The 14,418-nt window shown below is 62.7% G+C and carries 16 protein-coding genes, 1 tRNA gene and 3 pseudogenes; 7 read left to right on the top strand and 13 right to left on the bottom strand.

The genetic code is table 11. The features are described from left to right. Nucleotides 1–197: 197 nt before the first annotated feature. The 8 genes and pseudogenes from CP557_RS22925 to CP557_RS23250 form a co-directional block, all read right to left on the bottom strand. Nucleotides 198–647: pseudogene (locus CP557_RS22925) on the bottom strand (ImmA/IrrE family metallo-endopeptidase); the annotation flags it as partial. Next, nucleotides 642–820, bottom strand: a pseudogene (locus CP557_RS22930) (helix-turn-helix transcriptional regulator); the annotation flags it as partial. The pseudogenes CP557_RS22930 and CP557_RS22925, both read right to left, overlap by 6 nt. A 41-nt stretch (nucleotides 821–861) precedes the next feature. Further along, on the bottom strand, nucleotides 862–1,287 hold the full coding sequence (locus CP557_RS22935; RefSeq protein ID WP_097378849.1) for a hypothetical protein: 426 nt from the start codon (nucleotides 1,285–1,287) through the stop codon (nucleotides 862–864). An 8-nt stretch (nucleotides 1,288–1,295) separates the two neighbouring features. Then, a complete protein-coding gene (locus CP557_RS04755) occupies nucleotides 1,296–1,829 on the bottom strand; it encodes a DUF7342 family protein (protein WP_097378850.1) in 534 nt (177 codons plus the stop codon). A gap of 1,099 nt (nucleotides 1,830–2,928) precedes the next feature. Beyond that, a pseudogene (locus CP557_RS04765) lies at nucleotides 2,929–3,078 on the bottom strand (IS6 family transposase); the annotation flags it as partial. A gap of 148 nt (nucleotides 3,079–3,226) precedes the next feature. Further along, nucleotides 3,227–3,309 (bottom strand) — tRNA-Leu (locus tag CP557_RS04770). A gap of 84 nt (nucleotides 3,310–3,393) precedes the next feature. Further along, complete coding sequence (locus tag CP557_RS04775; RefSeq protein WP_097378851.1) at nucleotides 3,394–3,657, bottom strand: hypothetical protein; 264 nt, start codon at nucleotides 3,655–3,657, stop codon at nucleotides 3,394–3,396. 165 nt (nucleotides 3,658–3,822) lie between these two features. Further along, the gene (locus CP557_RS23250) at nucleotides 3,823–3,951 is read right to left on the bottom strand and encodes a hypothetical protein (RefSeq protein WP_281255550.1); all 129 of its coding nucleotides are present in this window, start codon (nucleotides 3,949–3,951) and stop codon (nucleotides 3,823–3,825) included. 103 nt (nucleotides 3,952–4,054) lie between these two features. Between CP557_RS23250 and CP557_RS04780 the strand changes: the two genes are divergently transcribed. The 6 genes from CP557_RS04780 (at nucleotide 4,055) to CP557_RS04805 (ending at nucleotide 8,531) form a co-directional block, all read left to right on the top strand. Further along, a complete protein-coding gene (locus tag CP557_RS04780) occupies nucleotides 4,055–4,540 on the top strand; it encodes a DUF309 domain-containing protein (protein WP_097378852.1) in 486 nt (161 codons plus the stop codon). A gap of 171 nt (nucleotides 4,541–4,711) precedes the next feature. Continuing rightward, on the top strand, nucleotides 4,712–5,509 hold the full coding sequence (locus CP557_RS04785; protein ID WP_097378853.1) for a M14 family metallopeptidase: 798 nt from the start codon (nucleotides 4,712–4,714) through the stop codon (nucleotides 5,507–5,509). A 176-nt stretch (nucleotides 5,510–5,685) separates the two neighbouring features. Next, nucleotides 5,686–6,030 carry a glutaredoxin family protein gene (locus tag CP557_RS04790; RefSeq protein WP_097378854.1) on the top strand — a complete coding sequence of 115 codons (345 nt, stop codon included), beginning with the start codon at nucleotides 5,686–5,688 and terminating at the stop codon, nucleotides 6,028–6,030. 115 nt (nucleotides 6,031–6,145) lie between these two features. Beyond that, nucleotides 6,146–6,730, top strand: a complete 585-nt coding sequence (locus CP557_RS04795; RefSeq protein WP_097378855.1) for a DUF7110 family protein — start codon at nucleotides 6,146–6,148, stop codon at nucleotides 6,728–6,730. Nucleotides 6,731–6,840: 110 nt separating this feature from the next. Continuing rightward, on the top strand, nucleotides 6,841–8,112 hold the full coding sequence (locus CP557_RS04800) for a PQQ-dependent sugar dehydrogenase (RefSeq protein ID WP_097378856.1): 1,272 nt from the start codon (nucleotides 6,841–6,843) through the stop codon (nucleotides 8,110–8,112). Nucleotides 8,113–8,210: 98 nt separating this feature from the next. Continuing rightward, the gene (locus CP557_RS04805) at nucleotides 8,211–8,531 is read left to right on the top strand and encodes a DUF7577 domain-containing protein (RefSeq protein ID WP_097378857.1); all 321 of its coding nucleotides are present in this window, start codon (nucleotides 8,211–8,213) and stop codon (nucleotides 8,529–8,531) included. 77 nt (nucleotides 8,532–8,608) lie between these two features. On the opposite strand, the gene CP557_RS04810 is transcribed toward CP557_RS04805, so the two are convergent. Further along, entirely contained in the window at nucleotides 8,609–9,349 is a 741-nt protein-coding gene (locus tag CP557_RS04810) for an SDR family NAD(P)-dependent oxidoreductase (protein ID WP_097378858.1), read from the bottom strand. Between the two features lie 241 nt (nucleotides 9,350–9,590). On the opposite strand from CP557_RS04810, the gene CP557_RS04815 reads away from it, so the two are divergent. After that, complete coding sequence (locus CP557_RS04815) at nucleotides 9,591–10,562, top strand: phosphoadenosine phosphosulfate reductase family protein (protein WP_097378859.1); 972 nt, start codon at nucleotides 9,591–9,593, stop codon at nucleotides 10,560–10,562. Between the two features lie 166 nt (nucleotides 10,563–10,728). Here CP557_RS04815 and CP557_RS04820 read toward each other — a convergent pair whose 3' ends face one another. The 4 genes from CP557_RS04820 to CP557_RS04835 all read right to left on the bottom strand — a co-directional run bounded on the left by CP557_RS04820 (nucleotide 10,729) and on the right by CP557_RS04835 (nucleotide 14,312). Beyond that, nucleotides 10,729–10,920 (bottom strand): DUF7333 family protein, encoded by a 192-nt coding sequence (locus CP557_RS04820; protein WP_097378860.1) that lies wholly within the window; start codon nucleotides 10,918–10,920, stop codon nucleotides 10,729–10,731. Between the two features lie 78 nt (nucleotides 10,921–10,998). Continuing rightward, nucleotides 10,999–11,769, bottom strand: a complete 771-nt coding sequence (locus CP557_RS04825; protein WP_097378861.1) for a hypothetical protein — start codon at nucleotides 11,767–11,769, stop codon at nucleotides 10,999–11,001. A gap of 149 nt (nucleotides 11,770–11,918) precedes the next feature. Next, nucleotides 11,919–12,761: an aldo/keto reductase gene (locus tag CP557_RS04830; RefSeq protein ID WP_097378862.1), complete on the bottom strand. Its 843-nt coding sequence runs from the start codon at nucleotides 12,759–12,761 to the stop codon at nucleotides 11,919–11,921. Between the two features lie 126 nt (nucleotides 12,762–12,887). Next, nucleotides 12,888–14,312 (bottom strand): amidase, encoded by a 1,425-nt coding sequence (locus tag CP557_RS04835; protein ID WP_097378863.1) that lies wholly within the window; start codon nucleotides 14,310–14,312, stop codon nucleotides 12,888–12,890. Between the last annotated feature and the right edge of the window lie 106 nt (nucleotides 14,313–14,418).

Genomic DNA, 14,418 nt, shown 5'->3' on the forward strand with positions numbered 1-14,418 from the left:
CCCCGAGAGCGTAGCATGTTCTGTCACGGTGTGAATCGATTTGGCACCAGATAAATGCACCGAGCGGCTACTATAGTAGCAACTGAAAGTCATTGCACACCTAATCGCACGACAGCGGTGCGATCAGTGTGTAAATCGTTTCAGTTGCTACTATAGGAAATTGGACTGGCTGTTAGTCTGACTCGGTGAACATCCCGCTACGACACCTTGACCACGGCAACATCGGCTGGTGTCACTATCACACGGAACTCACCAATCGAGAACCAAATCTCGAGAGCAGTGTGTGGGCCCGTTGAGTCTACAAGTCGCTCGAGGGCTTCGACATCGATGATCTCCTGGGCGGTCGAACTGATCCGCGCGAGTCGGTCGAAGCTCACCACCGGTTCGTCACCCTCCTATGCAGTCGGATAGAACGCCGACCCGCTCGTATCCAAGCAGCAGTCGCGTCCGACGATGTAGCCGACTGCCTCTGCCTCGAGTTCGCGTTTCGAGCGCTCGGTCTTGTCGTCGGTGTCATTGTGTAAGAGTGTATGAGCGTATTCATGGACGAGCGTCACAGCGAGATCAGCACTGTTCTCATGATCGCGAATCTCGATTAGTGGTCGCTCTGCAGGAGCCCGATACTGACAGACGCCCTTGGCCTCGCCTTTCTCGACGAGCCCCTTGTCGACGACCGTATCGAGATTCGGATACAGCCGCCCATGGTGGATCTCGCTCTCTCGTAGTACCCCTCGAGTTCGCCTTTGATAGAGAGACCACCGGGCTCGTCTTGGCCGGCGATCACGTACAAGATGTCACCGTTGGAAGCGGGTGAATCCACTTTGGCGCAGAAAAACTGCAATCACTGATAGCTCACTCCTCTCACAACCCGGTAATTCGTTCTTCGATGGTATCGAGGACGAGCCGCAGTACATCCCGATGATCGCTTGGCCACGAACTGTCCTCGCCGGGTGTCGGGGCAGTGGGCGGAGGATGAAAGTGGTCTCGCGTATTGTGAGGGTTCGGATGCCGGTCCCACCGGCACTCCCAGGCGTGATCAGGATGCACCTCTCGGTAATGGATTTTGAAGTCGTCGTTCGTGTACCAGCGAACAGTGAGACTCGCCTCCGCTACGGTTTCAGGATAGTACGAGGGTGCGAGTGTCACATGGAGTTCGAGGTGTCCACTCGCATCCGTGATCGTCGCTCGAGCGGCCTGTGCTGTGGCTTGGAGACGTGTCTGGAGAAACTCGAGAACTGGGCGGTCGATAGGCGCAGGGCTACGTCCATCTCCTGCAGGCGGCGTCATCGATGGGATTACCCGGATGCGTGGTCGGTCTCAGCGCCAGCGCGTTGCTGACGGGCGCGTTCGTAGCGCTTGCGCTCATCTCGAGCGGTCGCCCAGTCGGCAAGGTCGCTATACACATCGTCGATTGTCCGTTCGTCGCTCGTCTCTGCAGCATCGACAGCGTCGACGGCTGCCGGCGTTGTGGCATCGTACGTGTCTTCGTACTCGGTAATCCGTGTCGTGAGCGTGCGGACGTGCTCTTGAAGTTCGTCGACGGTGTGCTCGGCAGCGAGTTGGTTGATGCGCCGCCACTGGAAGTATGCATCATTGCGCTCGTAGGTCGTCGGATGCCCATCGTGGTGCGTGACGATTCCGAGGTCGCTGAACCAGCCCAGATATTTTCGGGCTGTCTTTGGGTCGCATTCGGCCTGTTCTGCGATAGCGCTCGCCGTTGCAGGCTCGCGAGTCTGAAGGATTGTCCCGTAGATGCGCTGTTCAACGTCATCGTCACGAAACGCATCCTCAAAGGATGGGGGATCATCTGGAGACTCGATATTGGACATACTCGTTCTTGCGTGGCTGCCGACATAATTCTTACTTCGAGGAATAGTTTCCCGAGTGGGTGAGGCCGGGTGTCCGTATCATTTCTTCTCTACTCTCGATGATTTCACGACTCATTCTGGCAAAGATCGTACTTCGATGAAGAACGGACAACGGACTGGCACATTGATAGCTGATGGCTCCCTCTCACCAGTCTGTGGGCCAGTTCGTAGTTTCCACGTTAGCTTCACCTGGAACGTCTCTGATTCCTCAGCAGGATAGGGATGACTCCGGTTCGTCGCCAGTGACGCGGGCCGTGCAAGACGGTTGATCAGTTCATCACGCACATCCTGCCGAGACATCGTCTGTTCGTGCCAGCCAAGCCGTTCATCATAATGGCGCTTCCTGAAGAGTTGACCAGGCGTCTCGGTGGCGATGTACTGGGTTCGTTCGACTCCCCAACCGTTCGACGATCGATACTCGGCACCGACATCTGCATGTGTGAGTTCGACGAGAACACACTCGACGAACGAAATGAGTGGTTCTCGACTCCGATCGGTCGGAACGCGCAACTCGAGGGTGGACCAGGGTGGCTTGGAGGAGTGCCGGTGAGTTGGTGTTCGATCAATACCACAGTCTCGTGGGTGCTGTCGCTCAGAAGTCATACGCCATCTCGGGACAGCTCGACCGCCCCACACCCTTCTCGGGAGGACAAACACGACATCACAGTCGCGAGGGTATCGGTAGACCGTTGCCCTGTTTCTTCATTCTGAACGGCTTGCGAAACCCGTGACAAGTAAGAGAAAAATATAGTCGACAACAGAGATATTATAACTGTATCCAAACAACATATTCGCGATGGGAATTAGAATAGTAGAACCAATGTTGATTACACTACCAGTTTTGGTCTGTGGGTTCTTTGGTATGGTTGTTGATGGGTTTATCGGCTCAGTAATTGGAGTGATGTTCGGTTTGATTATTAGCTTATGTGTGGTTGTATACAATCTCAGAAACCGTTTGGAAAAAGTGGAACATTACGTACGAAACGCTAAATGAGGAAGAACTGAATTCTCACCTCGTGCACAGTTCGCAGACTGCTCCGTGAGAGCGTTCAACGCCTCAGTCAGCGAGGATCGTTGTTGTCTCCCGAAGCGAACAACCGGTCTGATGGAGGCGGACGACGAACGCCCTGACGGGCGTCGCCGTCCGCTCGTTCTCCCACGATTCTTCTACATCCGCCTCGTAGCTCCCGCTGAGCAGGTCTGCGAGCATCCTAACCAATTCACTCAACGACCTGTTCGTTTTACACTGAATCGAGGCGGACGGTACTGTCATTATGGCTCCGTCTCCCAGACAATGACGATTTGCGTCAGAAGTTTGCGAGGGCAAGACGCTCCGTCTTGCCGCGCACTATGGTGAGTGCGAGGGGAGGGGATCGAACCCACGAACTCCTACGAGAGCGGATCTTGAGTCCGCCGCCGTTGACCGCTTGGCTACCCTCGCACGCAGTTGCATCTGAGACGCCCGTCGCGGTTAAATCGTCCGATTCCTGTTGCCAGTCGGTCGGTGCCGTCCCGGTCGGTCGGGTCAGCGACGCCCGCCGGAGCGGCTGGCCGAGGCGGTGTCCGCCCCGTCGTAGCGCCGGACCAGTTCGGCGACGAACCACAGTTTCAGCCCCATCGTCGCCGCAGTCGCGACGACCGTCTCGAGGGGGCGTCGCTCGTACACGGCGTAGACGTTGTACGCGAACACCGGGAACTGAGCGAAGTTCAACACCTGCGGAAAGCCCACGCCGATAAACGACCGTCCGCGATCGATCCACTGTCGTTCGGCGCGGACGACGGTGGCCATCCAGTCGTCCGACGGCGACTCGGGTTCGAATGACGGTCCCAGACGAAATCAGGTATCATATCCCCGTCCTAGCGCGCTCGCAGCGAAGCGATTCCGTCCGCTGTCCCCGAGCGGTAGGCCGGGGGTACTCGAGTCCGTCGAACCGGTCGAGTCGGAACGACCGGCTTACGTCGGTTGGTCCTCGAGCGCCGCCTCCGCGTACCGCCGATCGCAGTTCAGACACTGGTAGCCCCCCTCGATGTGTGCGTAGAGGCGTTCGCCGCAGTGCTGACACCGGCCGTAGGGCTGGCTCATCGAATGTATATGGCGGCCCGTAACGACATAAATTCCGTGCTTACACGCGAATAGGATGTCCCAAACCGACGAAATTACCCGCACTGCGATCTTTCGTACGTCCATGGACGACCACACCCGCGACCCCACGGTCGAGCCGCCCGACGGGAATCCGACGGGCTGGGACCCCGCCGCGGGTCGCTGGGAGCACGCGACGCTGCGCCGGGCGACCGGCCACGGCGTCAGGCTGTTCAACGACGGCGCGTTCCACGAGTCCCACGATTGCTTCGAGGACGAGTGGTACAACTACGGCACCGGCTCGCTCGAGAGCAGGTTCTGTCACGGGATGGTCCAGGTCGCCGCGGGAGCCTACAAACGCGTCGACTTCGACAACGACGACGGGATGCGGAGCCTCTTCGAGACCGCACGCCAGTACCTGCAGGACGTCCCGACCGATTACTACGGGGTCGACGTCCTCGCGGTCCGAACGGCGCTTACCGAGGCCCTCGAGGATCCGACGCGGATCGACGGCTGGGCGATTCCGCTCGACGGCGAGCGCCCGGTCGCTCGCGCCGTCGACTACGAGTACGCCGACTCGCTCGAGGACTGACCGAACCAGCTCGTCGTTCGGTGTGCGTGATAGGTCGGCTCCCGCCGGGGGACCGAGTGACTGCTCATCGGGAGGCGTTAGCATGGCAGTGGTCGGTCTGTCGCGGTCACTGACAGGTTCGCGTTGTGAGAGACCGAATCGCCTTTGAGGACTCGGCCCAACTATCTCACAATGAGAGTCGCACAGCTTGGGTCGGGAACGCCGGAGATCGCAGTCGTCGCGGGTATCCACGGGGACGAACCCTGTGGCGTCCGCGCCGTCGAACGACTGCTCGACGACCGCCCGACCGTCAAACGGCCCGTCAAGCTCGTCGTCGCCAACGAGGCGGCCCTCGAGCGACAGGTGCGTTTTATCGACGAAGATCTCAATCGCGCGTTTCCCGGGACTCCGGGCGCGAAGACACACGAAGGCCAGCTCGCGAACGAACTCGTCGCCGAACTCGAGGGGTGTCTCACGTTCTCGATGCATTCGACGCAGAGCCACGCCGACCCCTTCGCGATCGTCAACGGCGTCAGCGAGACGGCCAAAGACATCGTCCCGCAACTCCCCGTGACCGCCATGGTCGAGACGAGCAACTTCGCGGAGGGACGGCTCTTCTCGGCCATCGATACGGTCGAAGTGGAGTGTGGACTGCAGGGCTCGGAGACGGCCGCCGAGAACGCCGACCGACTGACGCGTGCCTTTCTCACCGCAGTCGACGCGTTGCCCGGCGACACCATCCGCCGCGAACTCCCAGTGTACCGACTCGTCGACGTCATCCGAAAGGGCCAGGCCGACACCTACGAGGTCTTCGTGGAGAACTTCACGGAGGTCGATGCGGGGGCCCCCTTCGCCGCGGCCGACGGCGACGAACAGATCGCCGACGAATCGTTCTACCCGGTTCTCATGTCTCCCAACGGCTACCGAGACGTGTTCGGCTACGCTGCGGAGAAACTCGAGGTTCTCGAGACGCCGACTGCGGCGGACTGATATATCGAGCGCGAACGCCCACGGCTGAAGCCGTGGCCGGGAGGGCGGGGTGACCTGCCGTCCGCTGTGACATCGATCTCTTTGTCCCTGCGGGTTCGTCTTCGGCCGGGGGGCGAACGGGCCCGGAGAGTGTCGATGACGCAAGGCATATCCCGATCACCGCCCTAGAGGCGAGCATGGAGTTCCCACCGAACCAGGGTCAGGATCAGGAAGAAGTCACCCAGCAGGTCACCGATGCCATCGAGGAAAACGACGTCGTCCTCTTCATGAAAGGCACCGAGCTGATGCCCCAGTGTGGGTACTCTCGGAAAGCGCTCGGCCTGATCGACCAGTACCGCGACGAGTTCGAAACCGTCGACGTCCTCGAGTCCCTCGACGAGTACCGCGTGGCACTCAACGAGGAGAGCGGCTGGGAGACGATCCCACAGACCTTCGTCGACGGCGAATTCGTCGGCGGCTCCGACATCCTCGAGGAACTCGACGAGCGTGGCGAACTCGAGGCGACGCTCACCGACGTGTAGACTGATACGTAAGAAAACTAATATATTTTGACATCTCACGAATCTAATAGCAGGTCATATAAGTCACGCCCTCGTACTAACAGATCACGACTATCGCCGTACACACCTTCCCACTATGTCAACAGAGGAATCCAGACACGTTTATCGGCTCCACTCGACGCTCGAATTGCCCCTCGAAGATCTCCGCGATCATATCGACGACGCGACGTTCCCCGAGGGAGTCACCGACGTCGAGATCACGCGGCGTAACAACACGCTGATTCTGAAAGCGGTCGCCGAGGATCAGTCCGTTAGCAAGTACACCCCGACGGCCCAGCTCAAGGCCAGCGTCACGGAAAACCGGGTCTACGAGGAAGATCCGGACGAGCGCAGACAGAAGTCGTTCAGTTGGGACGAAGAGGAGGAAGAGGAGATCGAGTCCGAACTCGTCGAGTTCGCCGCGTTCAAGGGCGACCGCGAGACCGTCCTCCAGAACTCGCTGCTCCAGTACCAGATGTTCCTCGTTCTCTGTGGGATCGCCGAAGCCGCCGAGAAAGGCACGCTGACGGCGATTTCGGAACACGACGGGGATCTCGAGGCGACCCGGATCGTCGACGGCGAACCGCGACCAGCCGACATCGAAGTCGTCGAAGGACCACGCGACCACGGCTCGGGGCAGGGCGGCGTCAACTGGCGAGATAACAAGTTCATCACGGACTGAGCGCTCTCGCGGCGACGTTCAACCGGAGCGATTCGAATTCGACCAGCGACTGCCTCGAGTGACGCGCTCTCCTGTGGCTATTTGCGCCTCGAGGTCGTACCACGATCGGTATGGCACCATCACCGAGCCGACGGCAGGTCCTGTCGGCGACGATCGTCGGTGCGACGGCGGGGGTCATCGGATCCGCGATCGGGTCGGCCACCGGTGACCACGATTCGCCCGCGGCTATCGACCGGCTGCCGGAGACGGTGGACCTCGAGCCGATAGTCGACGGCCTGGAGTCACCACTGGCCGTCGGATTCCCGCCCGAGGACGACCGGCGATACGTCGCGGAGCGTGATGGCCGCGTCGTCGTCCACGAGCAGGACGGCCTCCTCGATGACCCGTTACTCGACTTGCGCGAGACGGTCGCGACCGGTGGCGAACGAGGCCTGCTGGGATTGACGCTCCACCCCGACTTCGCGGAGAACCGACGGCTATTCGTTCACTACAGTTCCCCGCGTCGATCGGGGACGCCGGCGGCGTTCGACCACACAGGCGTGCTCGCGGCGGTCGAGGTCACCGACGACGGCAGCCGAGCGAAACCGGAGTCCGAACGCGTGATTCTCGAGATTCCACAGCCACAGGACTACCACAACGGCGGCGATATCGCGTTCGGACCGGACGGCTTCCTCTACGTCGGGATCGGCGCCGGCGGCGGGGGTGGTGGCGGCGGACAGGACGTGACCACGGATTTCCTCGGCAGCGTCTTGCGGCTCGACGTCGACGAGCGGAGCGGCGACCGGGCGTACGCCGTCCCGGACGACAATCCGTTAGTCGGTCGCGCGGGGCTCGACGAGTACTACGCCTGGGGATTTCGGAACCCGTGGCGACTGTCGTTCGACGACGGCGACCTCTTCGTCGCGGACGTCGGCGAGAACGACTACGAGGAAGTAAACCTCGTGGAGAAGGGCGGGAACTACGGCTGGAACATCAAAGAGGGGACTCACTGTTACCGTGACGAGGACTGCCCGGACGAGACGCCCGCCGACGTCCGAGGTGGCGAGTCGCTCCGCGATCCCATCATCGAGTATCCACGCGAGGCTACGGAGTCGGGCGTGGCCGGCATCTCAGTCATCGGCGGCTACGTATACCGAGGCAGTGAACTGCCGGCACTGGAGGACGCCTACGTCTTCGGTGATTTCCTGGCGGCGGGGCGGTTGTTCGCCGCCACCCGTCCCGAAGACGGGACCGACCTGTGGCCGACTACCGTCGTCGAGGTCACCGACGGGGACCGCCTCGAGCGACTCCTCTCGTTTGGCCGTGACGAAGCGGGGGAGCTGTACGTGCTCGGAACAGGGGTCGACGACGGTGGCCTCTATCGGGTGATCCCCACCACGTGACTGGCGTGCCGCTCCTCGCGGCAGATCGATCCGCCACTCGAGCACGCCGACGATCGGTCAGCGGTAGACGTTTGTACTCCTCACAGCCAACGATGCCTATGGACGATCCGGGATCGTACGAACTCCTCGGCCGCCTCGCCGTCGCAGGGTTCGTGATGATCGCCCCGACGCTTTGCTTTCTGGGGCTGGTCAGGGGGCTCGAGCGGTTACGCGACGACGATGTGATCAACGAGTGGGCGCGGGCTCACGGGAGCAACCACGACATCACGGACCAAGACGACGTGCTCGCCGTGCTGGCACGCGGCGTCGGCATCGAGGCTGACGACTCCTCGACCGTCCGGTGTCCGGCGTGTGGAACGCGCAATCGAGCGGGCGTTACGTTTTGCCACGCCTGTCAGGGGCGACTCGGCTCGTCCTGACGCCTCGCGCGTTCAGCGGTCCCGTCCACCCGACGCGATAGACTCCCGCAGGCCGCTCGAGGTCGAGCGCGACGCCGTCACTCGAAGTATGCTTCCCACTCCTCGGTAGTCTTCGATTCGCCGGTCACGCCGTCGGGTCCCTGCGCCGCGAGCAACGCGGCGGCGTCGTCCATCACGTCGGGTTGGAGGATCTCCGTACGCTCGTCCTCGGGCAGGTGCTCCCAGATCTGCGTGTTGACCCGGCCGCCGGGATCTATCGCATTGACGTTGATCCCGTCGTCTTCGACCTCGAGCGCGATCGCCCGGGTGAACCCCTCGAGTCCCCACTTCGACGTGATATAGGGTGCGGCGTTGGGGACCGCGTATCTGCCGAGTCCCGAGGAGACGTTCAGGACGTTCCCCGAGGGCTGATCGGCCTCGAGCATCGCCTCGAGGACGCGCTTCGTGAACCGGTAGACGCCGTTGACGTTGATATCCATGATGCGAGTCCACTCGTCTTCGTCGACGTTGAGAAGCGAGCCGCGTTCGTCGCCGAAGTGTTGCCCCGGGACTCCGGCGTTGTTGATCAGCGTGTCGATACCGCCGAACCGGTCGACCGTCGATCGGACGACCTCGTCGACGGCGTCGGAGTCGCGAACGTCCGCCGGCGCGACCAGCGTCTCGCCGTCCGCCTCGTCCGCGACGGTCTCGAGTTCGTCTTCGCTTCGGGCCACGAGGACGACGTTCGCACCGAGCCCCGAGAGGTGCAGTGCCATCGACCGACCCAATCCCTTACTCGCACCGGTCACGATGATCGTCTCGCCATCTACGTTCGTCATGTGATGACAGTCGTGACCCAGGAAGTAATACGTTCGTTTGTTCCCACTCGAGCCGAGGCGTATTCCCGGTTCCTGCCCGGGACGGCGGAATTGGGTGCCGTCGACACCGCGAGTTCGAAGCGATCCAGTGGTGGGAGACGGGCACGGGTCCGTATGCGGATCGGGCGTCGCATCCGGGATGCCGACAGGCCTTTCCGCCGACCCAAAGGATTTACATCTCCTAATTAGATATAATTACGAGATGAGCGAGAACTTCCCCGACTACGTCGACGTCGATTACGACGACGGCAACGGCGAAGACCCCGTCGACTACCAGCACATTCAGGACAAGATCGAGAAGGCGATCGAGGTCACCCGCGAGGGGCTCGAGGAGTACGAGAACCCGGCGGTCATGTGGACCGGCGGCAAGGACTCGACGCTCACCCTGTACTTCATCAAGGAGGTCGCCGACCGCTTCGACCTCGAGGTACCACCCGCGGTCTTCATCGACCACTACCAGCACTTCGACGAGATCCACGACTTCGTCGACCACTGGGCCGACGAGTGGGACCTCGAGGTCATCTACGCGCGCAACGAGGACGTCGGCGAGTACGTCGACGAACACGGCTTAGAGCCCGGCGACGACATCGACATTTCGGAGCTCTCCGAGCACAACCAGCACCACGTCCGCGAGATCCTCGAGTACGAGGAGGACACCTTCCCGTTCCTGCTGGACACCTACGTCGGCAACCACCTGCTGAAGACGGTCGCGCTCAACGACGCGCTCGAGACGCACGACATCGACGGCGTCATCTCCGGCGTCCGCTGGGACGAACAGGAGGCCCGCGCCGACGAGACGTTCTTCTCGCCCCGTCACGACCCCGACATCTACCCGCCTCACGACCGCATCCAGCCCATCCTGCAGTTCGACGAGGCCGCAGTGTGGGAGGCCTTCTGGAACTTCGTGGTGCCGGATACGGTCGAGAACTTCCCCGAGGAGGGCTACGTTCCCGAAGCCGACGACGACCTCCCCGAGGGCGTCGAACAGGACGACATCCCGATCTCACCGAAGTACTTCGCCGGCTTCCGCTCGCTGGGCAGCGAAGTCAGCACCGAAAAGAGCGACGAGGACCCCGCCTGGCTGCAGGACCTCGAGGGGACCACCGAACGCGCCGGCCGCGCCCAGGACAAGGAAGACCTGATGGAGCGCCTGCGCGATCTGGGCTACATGTAGGCCGACCGCGGTCGAGGACCGCTCGAGACGCTAAGTAGCGATTTTTCGGTTCGCTCGCTCGAAGAGGCGGCAGTGCGGGCGCGATCGTCGCCCGCGGAATCGCGATCGTCACAGTTCCGCTGGGTAGAAATCGGTCGATCGGCGAAAACGAAATTCCAGTCCGCTGCTATCGGCCCGTGGCGCGGTACTCGCCGTGTTTGACGCCCAGGACGAGCATGAGCAGCCCGAAGACGATCATCGACGGCGCGACCATCATCAGTATGGTGTCTGTTCCCATGGGGGTGGCGATCATGCCCCCGATTCCGATCCCGATCACGACGATAAACGCGACTGCCGTCTTTGGAAGATCGAACTCCATGTGCGATCCTTAGGAAGCGGACACCTAATGCTATCGGGAATCGGAACTCCGTTCACGACGGTTGGTGCGGAGCGACGGCTACTCCGATGGGCGAACCAGGTTCGCCAGCGTGACGACGCCGCCGAGGAACCAGCCCAGCGGGAAGGAGATTCCGACCCACATCCCGGCGTAGGCAGCGCCTTCGAGGGTGAAGTTCTCGCGAAGGTACTCGCTCAGGCCGCCGACGAACAACACGTTATCGAGCGCCCAGACGGCGAAACCGTAGCTGGGATCGAGAACGTAGGGATGCAGCGACGGCGTCACGAGCGCGGCGACGACGGGTGGCAGAAACAGCGCCGTCATCGCGAACGGGTACGCGAGGCCGACCGTCGTCCCGCGACCGCCGAGCTTCGAGCACGTCGCGGCGAGTGCGGTCGAAACCGTCGCGACGCCACTCGCCGCTGCGACCGCGAGGACCGCATCGAGGGGGATATCGACCTGTTCCATGTACGACATCGCACCCCAGGCGAGGGTCAACAGCCCCCAGCCCAGCAGCGCGATGGCCGTGACACCGATGATACCCAGACGGGTCTGCGTCGAGTCGAGTTTCGCCGCGTAGAAGCGGGTCGCGAGGCCGAGAACGGTGAGCGGATAGAGGACGAGCAAGCCGAGGACTCCGAGCGCGCTCCAGGCGTGGTAAGCGACCTTCTGTGGGAGGGTCTCGGGTTTCCATTTGCCCATGACGGAGTGGCCGCGGCCACGCTGCCGGCGGAAGACGAGTTCCATCCAGGCACCGTGTAACCGGCGGACGTCGGCTTTTACCGCGCCGACGAACCCACCACCGCCACCGCTTCGTGAGCGGGTAGACATACGCGAGCCAAAAAGCCGATGTACCGTAAACTTTCCTGCTTTTTCTTCACCAACGACACGTCACCCGTCGGGGCGCTCGGCAACGTCGCGAACGCGAGTTCCGGACGGCCGGGACACGAAGCGACGTCTCGAGACGAGACGGTCGCCGATCAGTTCCAGGGCGCGAAGTCGGGATCGACCGCACGGTTCGTCTCGTCGATGGCGTCAATGGCATCGATATCCTCCGGGTCGAGGTCGACCGTCAGCGACTCCCAGTTGTCGCTGATGTGATCCTCGCCCGTCGCCTTCGGAATCGCGATGACGCCCTTCTCGCGCGCCCAGGCGAGGCTGACCTGCGCCTCGCTGGCGTCGTGTTTCGCGGCGACCTCCTGGATCGCGGGCTGGTCGAAGACCCGCCCACGCGCCAGCGGCGAGTAGCCCACGACCTCGATATCGTAGTCTGCACAGGTTTCCCGGATCTCCGCCTGGGGAAGCAGCGGATGAAGCTCGACCTGATTCGCGACGATCGGTGCGTCACAGACATCGACTGCCTCCTCGAGGTGCTCGGGCTGGAAGTTGCTGACGCCGACGTTCTCGATCAGTCCCTCGTTGTAGAGTTCGGAAAGGGCCGAGAGGGTCCCCTCAGGATCGTACTCCCCGATTGGCCAGTGAACGTACAGTAGGTCGACGTACTCGACGCCGAGCCGGTCGAGACTGTTCCGAGCCGTCTCGAGGACGTCCTCGTGTGACAGGTTCGAGATCCAGATCTTGGTCGCGAGGAAGATATCCTCGCGGTCGACGTCGGCGGCGGCGACCCCCTCGCCGACCGCTTCCTCGTTGTCGTAGATCTGGGCCGTATCGATGTGACGGTAGCCCATCTCGAGGGCCGTTCGGACGCTCTCGGTACACTGCTCGGGGTCTTCGTTTTGCCAGGTGCCGAGGCCAAGCATCGGTATCCCGCTGGTAGTCGGACACGTCTCCGGTCCAATGGTATCGGCGTCGTGAGTTGCCATGTACGATCGAACGGTCAAAGTGCGAAAAGGGGTTTTGGTACCGGTCAGCGGTTCGCCTTGCGACAGCCAAACCCCGTGACGGAGACCGAACGGGAGTATGACTGATAGTCGTGGCCCGCTCGGCTGCTACTCGTACAGGTGGTTCCAGGGGCGCTCGCGCTCGAGTGCCGCGCTCGCCGCGATGACGTCGTCGTCCGCGAACCGTCGCCCGACGAGTTGGAGGCCGACGGGGTGGCCACGGTCGGTCACCCCGGCGGGTGCGGACGCGACGGGGTGGCCGGTCCAGTTGAACGGCCAGGTCATCGGCCACTCCCAGGCGTCGGCACCGAGGTCGGCGCGGAGCCCGCGGTCGGCTCGCGAGAGCGTCGGCGTCACGAGCAGATCGTAGTCGGCGAGGACGTCCTGAACGGCGTCGTATACACCCGTCCGCACGATGCCGGATCGGGCGACGTCCTCGGGGCCGTACTCCTCGGCGACATGGAGCATCGCGAGCAGGCTGTCGGAGACCGCTTCGGACTGGTCCAGAAAGTCGACGCCGTGGTTCTCCTCGATGAGGGTCGCGTTCTCGAGAACGGAGGTCGTATACGCCGGCATCGCGGCCTCGGTCAGCTCGGCCATCGAATAGCCGTGATCGACGGTCACGGTCTCGACCGTCGCACCCGCGTCCGCAAACGCGGTGACGGACTCGTCGGCGACCGCACGGACCTCGTCGACGACCGGAAAGACGTCGAGGTCGGGGCTGTATGCGATGCGATAGTCGTCGATCGGTCGATCGACGGCTCCACGGTAGTCGATATCGACCGGGACGCTGTTCGGGTCGTCCGGATGCGGTCCGTCCATCAACGAGAGCAACAGCGCGGCGTCCTCGACGGTTCGAGTCATCGGTCCCTTCGTCGTGTGTTGGAGTTCCCGGCCGAACGCGCTCGGTCGGCCGTCGTCCGGAACCAGCCCGAACGTCGGTTTGAATCCGTAGACGCCACACGCCGCGGCGGGAATGCGCAGCGAGCCGCCCGCGTCGCTGCCCGTCGCGATCGGCGTCATCCCTGCGGCCAGCGCCGCCGCCGAACCACCCGAGGAGCCCCCCGCGTTCAGGTCGGTGTCGATCGGCGACGCCGTCGGCCCGATCAACTCGTTGTCGGTCGTTCCCTTGTGACCGAACTCCGGCGTGTTCGTCTTCCCGATCACGATCGCGCCGGCGTCCTCGAGTCGCTCGACGATCGCCGACGTTCGCTCGGCGACGTGGTCCGCGAACAGCGCCGAACCGTACGTATGACGGACGCCCGCTTTCAGCGCGCCGAGGTCCTTCAGTGCCAGGGGCACGCCGTGAAGCGGTCCCACCTCCTCACCGTCCGCGAGCGCTCGGTCGGCTTCGGCGGCGGCCTCGCGCGCGTCGTCCGCACAGACCGTGACGAAGGCGTTGATCACGTCGTCCCGGTCCTCGATTCGCTCCAGGTGGGCCTCGACGGCCTCGGTCGCCGTGATCGCTCCCGTTCGGATTCGAGACGCGAGTGCGGTCGCGGAAAGACTCGTCGTGCGACGCTCGTCTGTCATGAGAGGAAGACCCACTGGAAGTATGATAATTGTTATCGTTCCGGTTCGGCTGTCGGGTCGGCGATGGGGTCCGTCCCGACGGAGCGGGGCGTCGGCCGCCGTCTCG

Origin of the sequence: Natrinema ejinorense, from assembly GCF_002494345.1 — an archaeon.
In the GTDB taxonomy this organism is placed as follows: domain Archaea; phylum Halobacteriota; class Halobacteria; order Halobacteriales; family Natrialbaceae; genus Natrinema; species Natrinema longum.

Bases quoted from the DNA above. Each gene is read 5' to 3' on its own strand.
- CP557_RS22935 (WP_097378849.1), bottom strand. From the start codon at position 1,287: ATGACGCCGCCTGCAGGAGATGGACGTAGCCCTGCGCCTATCGACCGC.
- CP557_RS04755 (WP_097378850.1), bottom strand. From the start codon at position 1,829: ATGTCCAATATCGAGTCTCCAGATGATCCCCCATCCTTTGAGGATGCG.
- CP557_RS04775 (WP_097378851.1), bottom strand. From the start codon at position 3,657: ATGGCCACCGTCGTCCGCGCCGAACGACAGTGGATCGATCGCGGACGG.
- CP557_RS23250 (WP_281255550.1), bottom strand. From the start codon at position 3,951: ATGAGCCAGCCCTACGGCCGGTGTCAGCACTGCGGCGAACGCCTCTAC.
- CP557_RS04780 (WP_097378852.1), top strand. From the start codon at position 4,055: ATGGACGACCACACCCGCGACCCCACGGTCGAGCCGCCCGACGGGAAT.
- CP557_RS04785 (WP_097378853.1), top strand. From the start codon at position 4,712: ATGAGAGTCGCACAGCTTGGGTCGGGAACGCCGGAGATCGCAGTCGTC.
- CP557_RS04790 (WP_097378854.1), top strand. From the start codon at position 5,686: ATGGAGTTCCCACCGAACCAGGGTCAGGATCAGGAAGAAGTCACCCAG.
- CP557_RS04795 (WP_097378855.1), top strand. From the start codon at position 6,146: ATGTCAACAGAGGAATCCAGACACGTTTATCGGCTCCACTCGACGCTC.
- CP557_RS04800 (WP_097378856.1), top strand. From the start codon at position 6,841: ATGGCACCATCACCGAGCCGACGGCAGGTCCTGTCGGCGACGATCGTC.
- CP557_RS04805 (WP_097378857.1), top strand. From the start codon at position 8,211: ATGGACGATCCGGGATCGTACGAACTCCTCGGCCGCCTCGCCGTCGCA.
- CP557_RS04810 (WP_097378858.1), bottom strand. From the start codon at position 9,349: ATGACGAACGTAGATGGCGAGACGATCATCGTGACCGGTGCGAGTAAG.
- CP557_RS04815 (WP_097378859.1), top strand. From the start codon at position 9,591: ATGAGCGAGAACTTCCCCGACTACGTCGACGTCGATTACGACGACGGC.
- CP557_RS04820 (WP_097378860.1), bottom strand. From the start codon at position 10,920: ATGGAGTTCGATCTTCCAAAGACGGCAGTCGCGTTTATCGTCGTGATC.
- CP557_RS04825 (WP_097378861.1), bottom strand. From the start codon at position 11,769: ATGTCTACCCGCTCACGAAGCGGTGGCGGTGGTGGGTTCGTCGGCGCG.
- CP557_RS04830 (WP_097378862.1), bottom strand. From the start codon at position 12,761: ATGGCAACTCACGACGCCGATACCATTGGACCGGAGACGTGTCCGACT.
- CP557_RS04835 (WP_097378863.1), bottom strand. From the start codon at position 14,312: ATGACAGACGAGCGTCGCACGACGAGTCTTTCCGCGACCGCACTCGCG.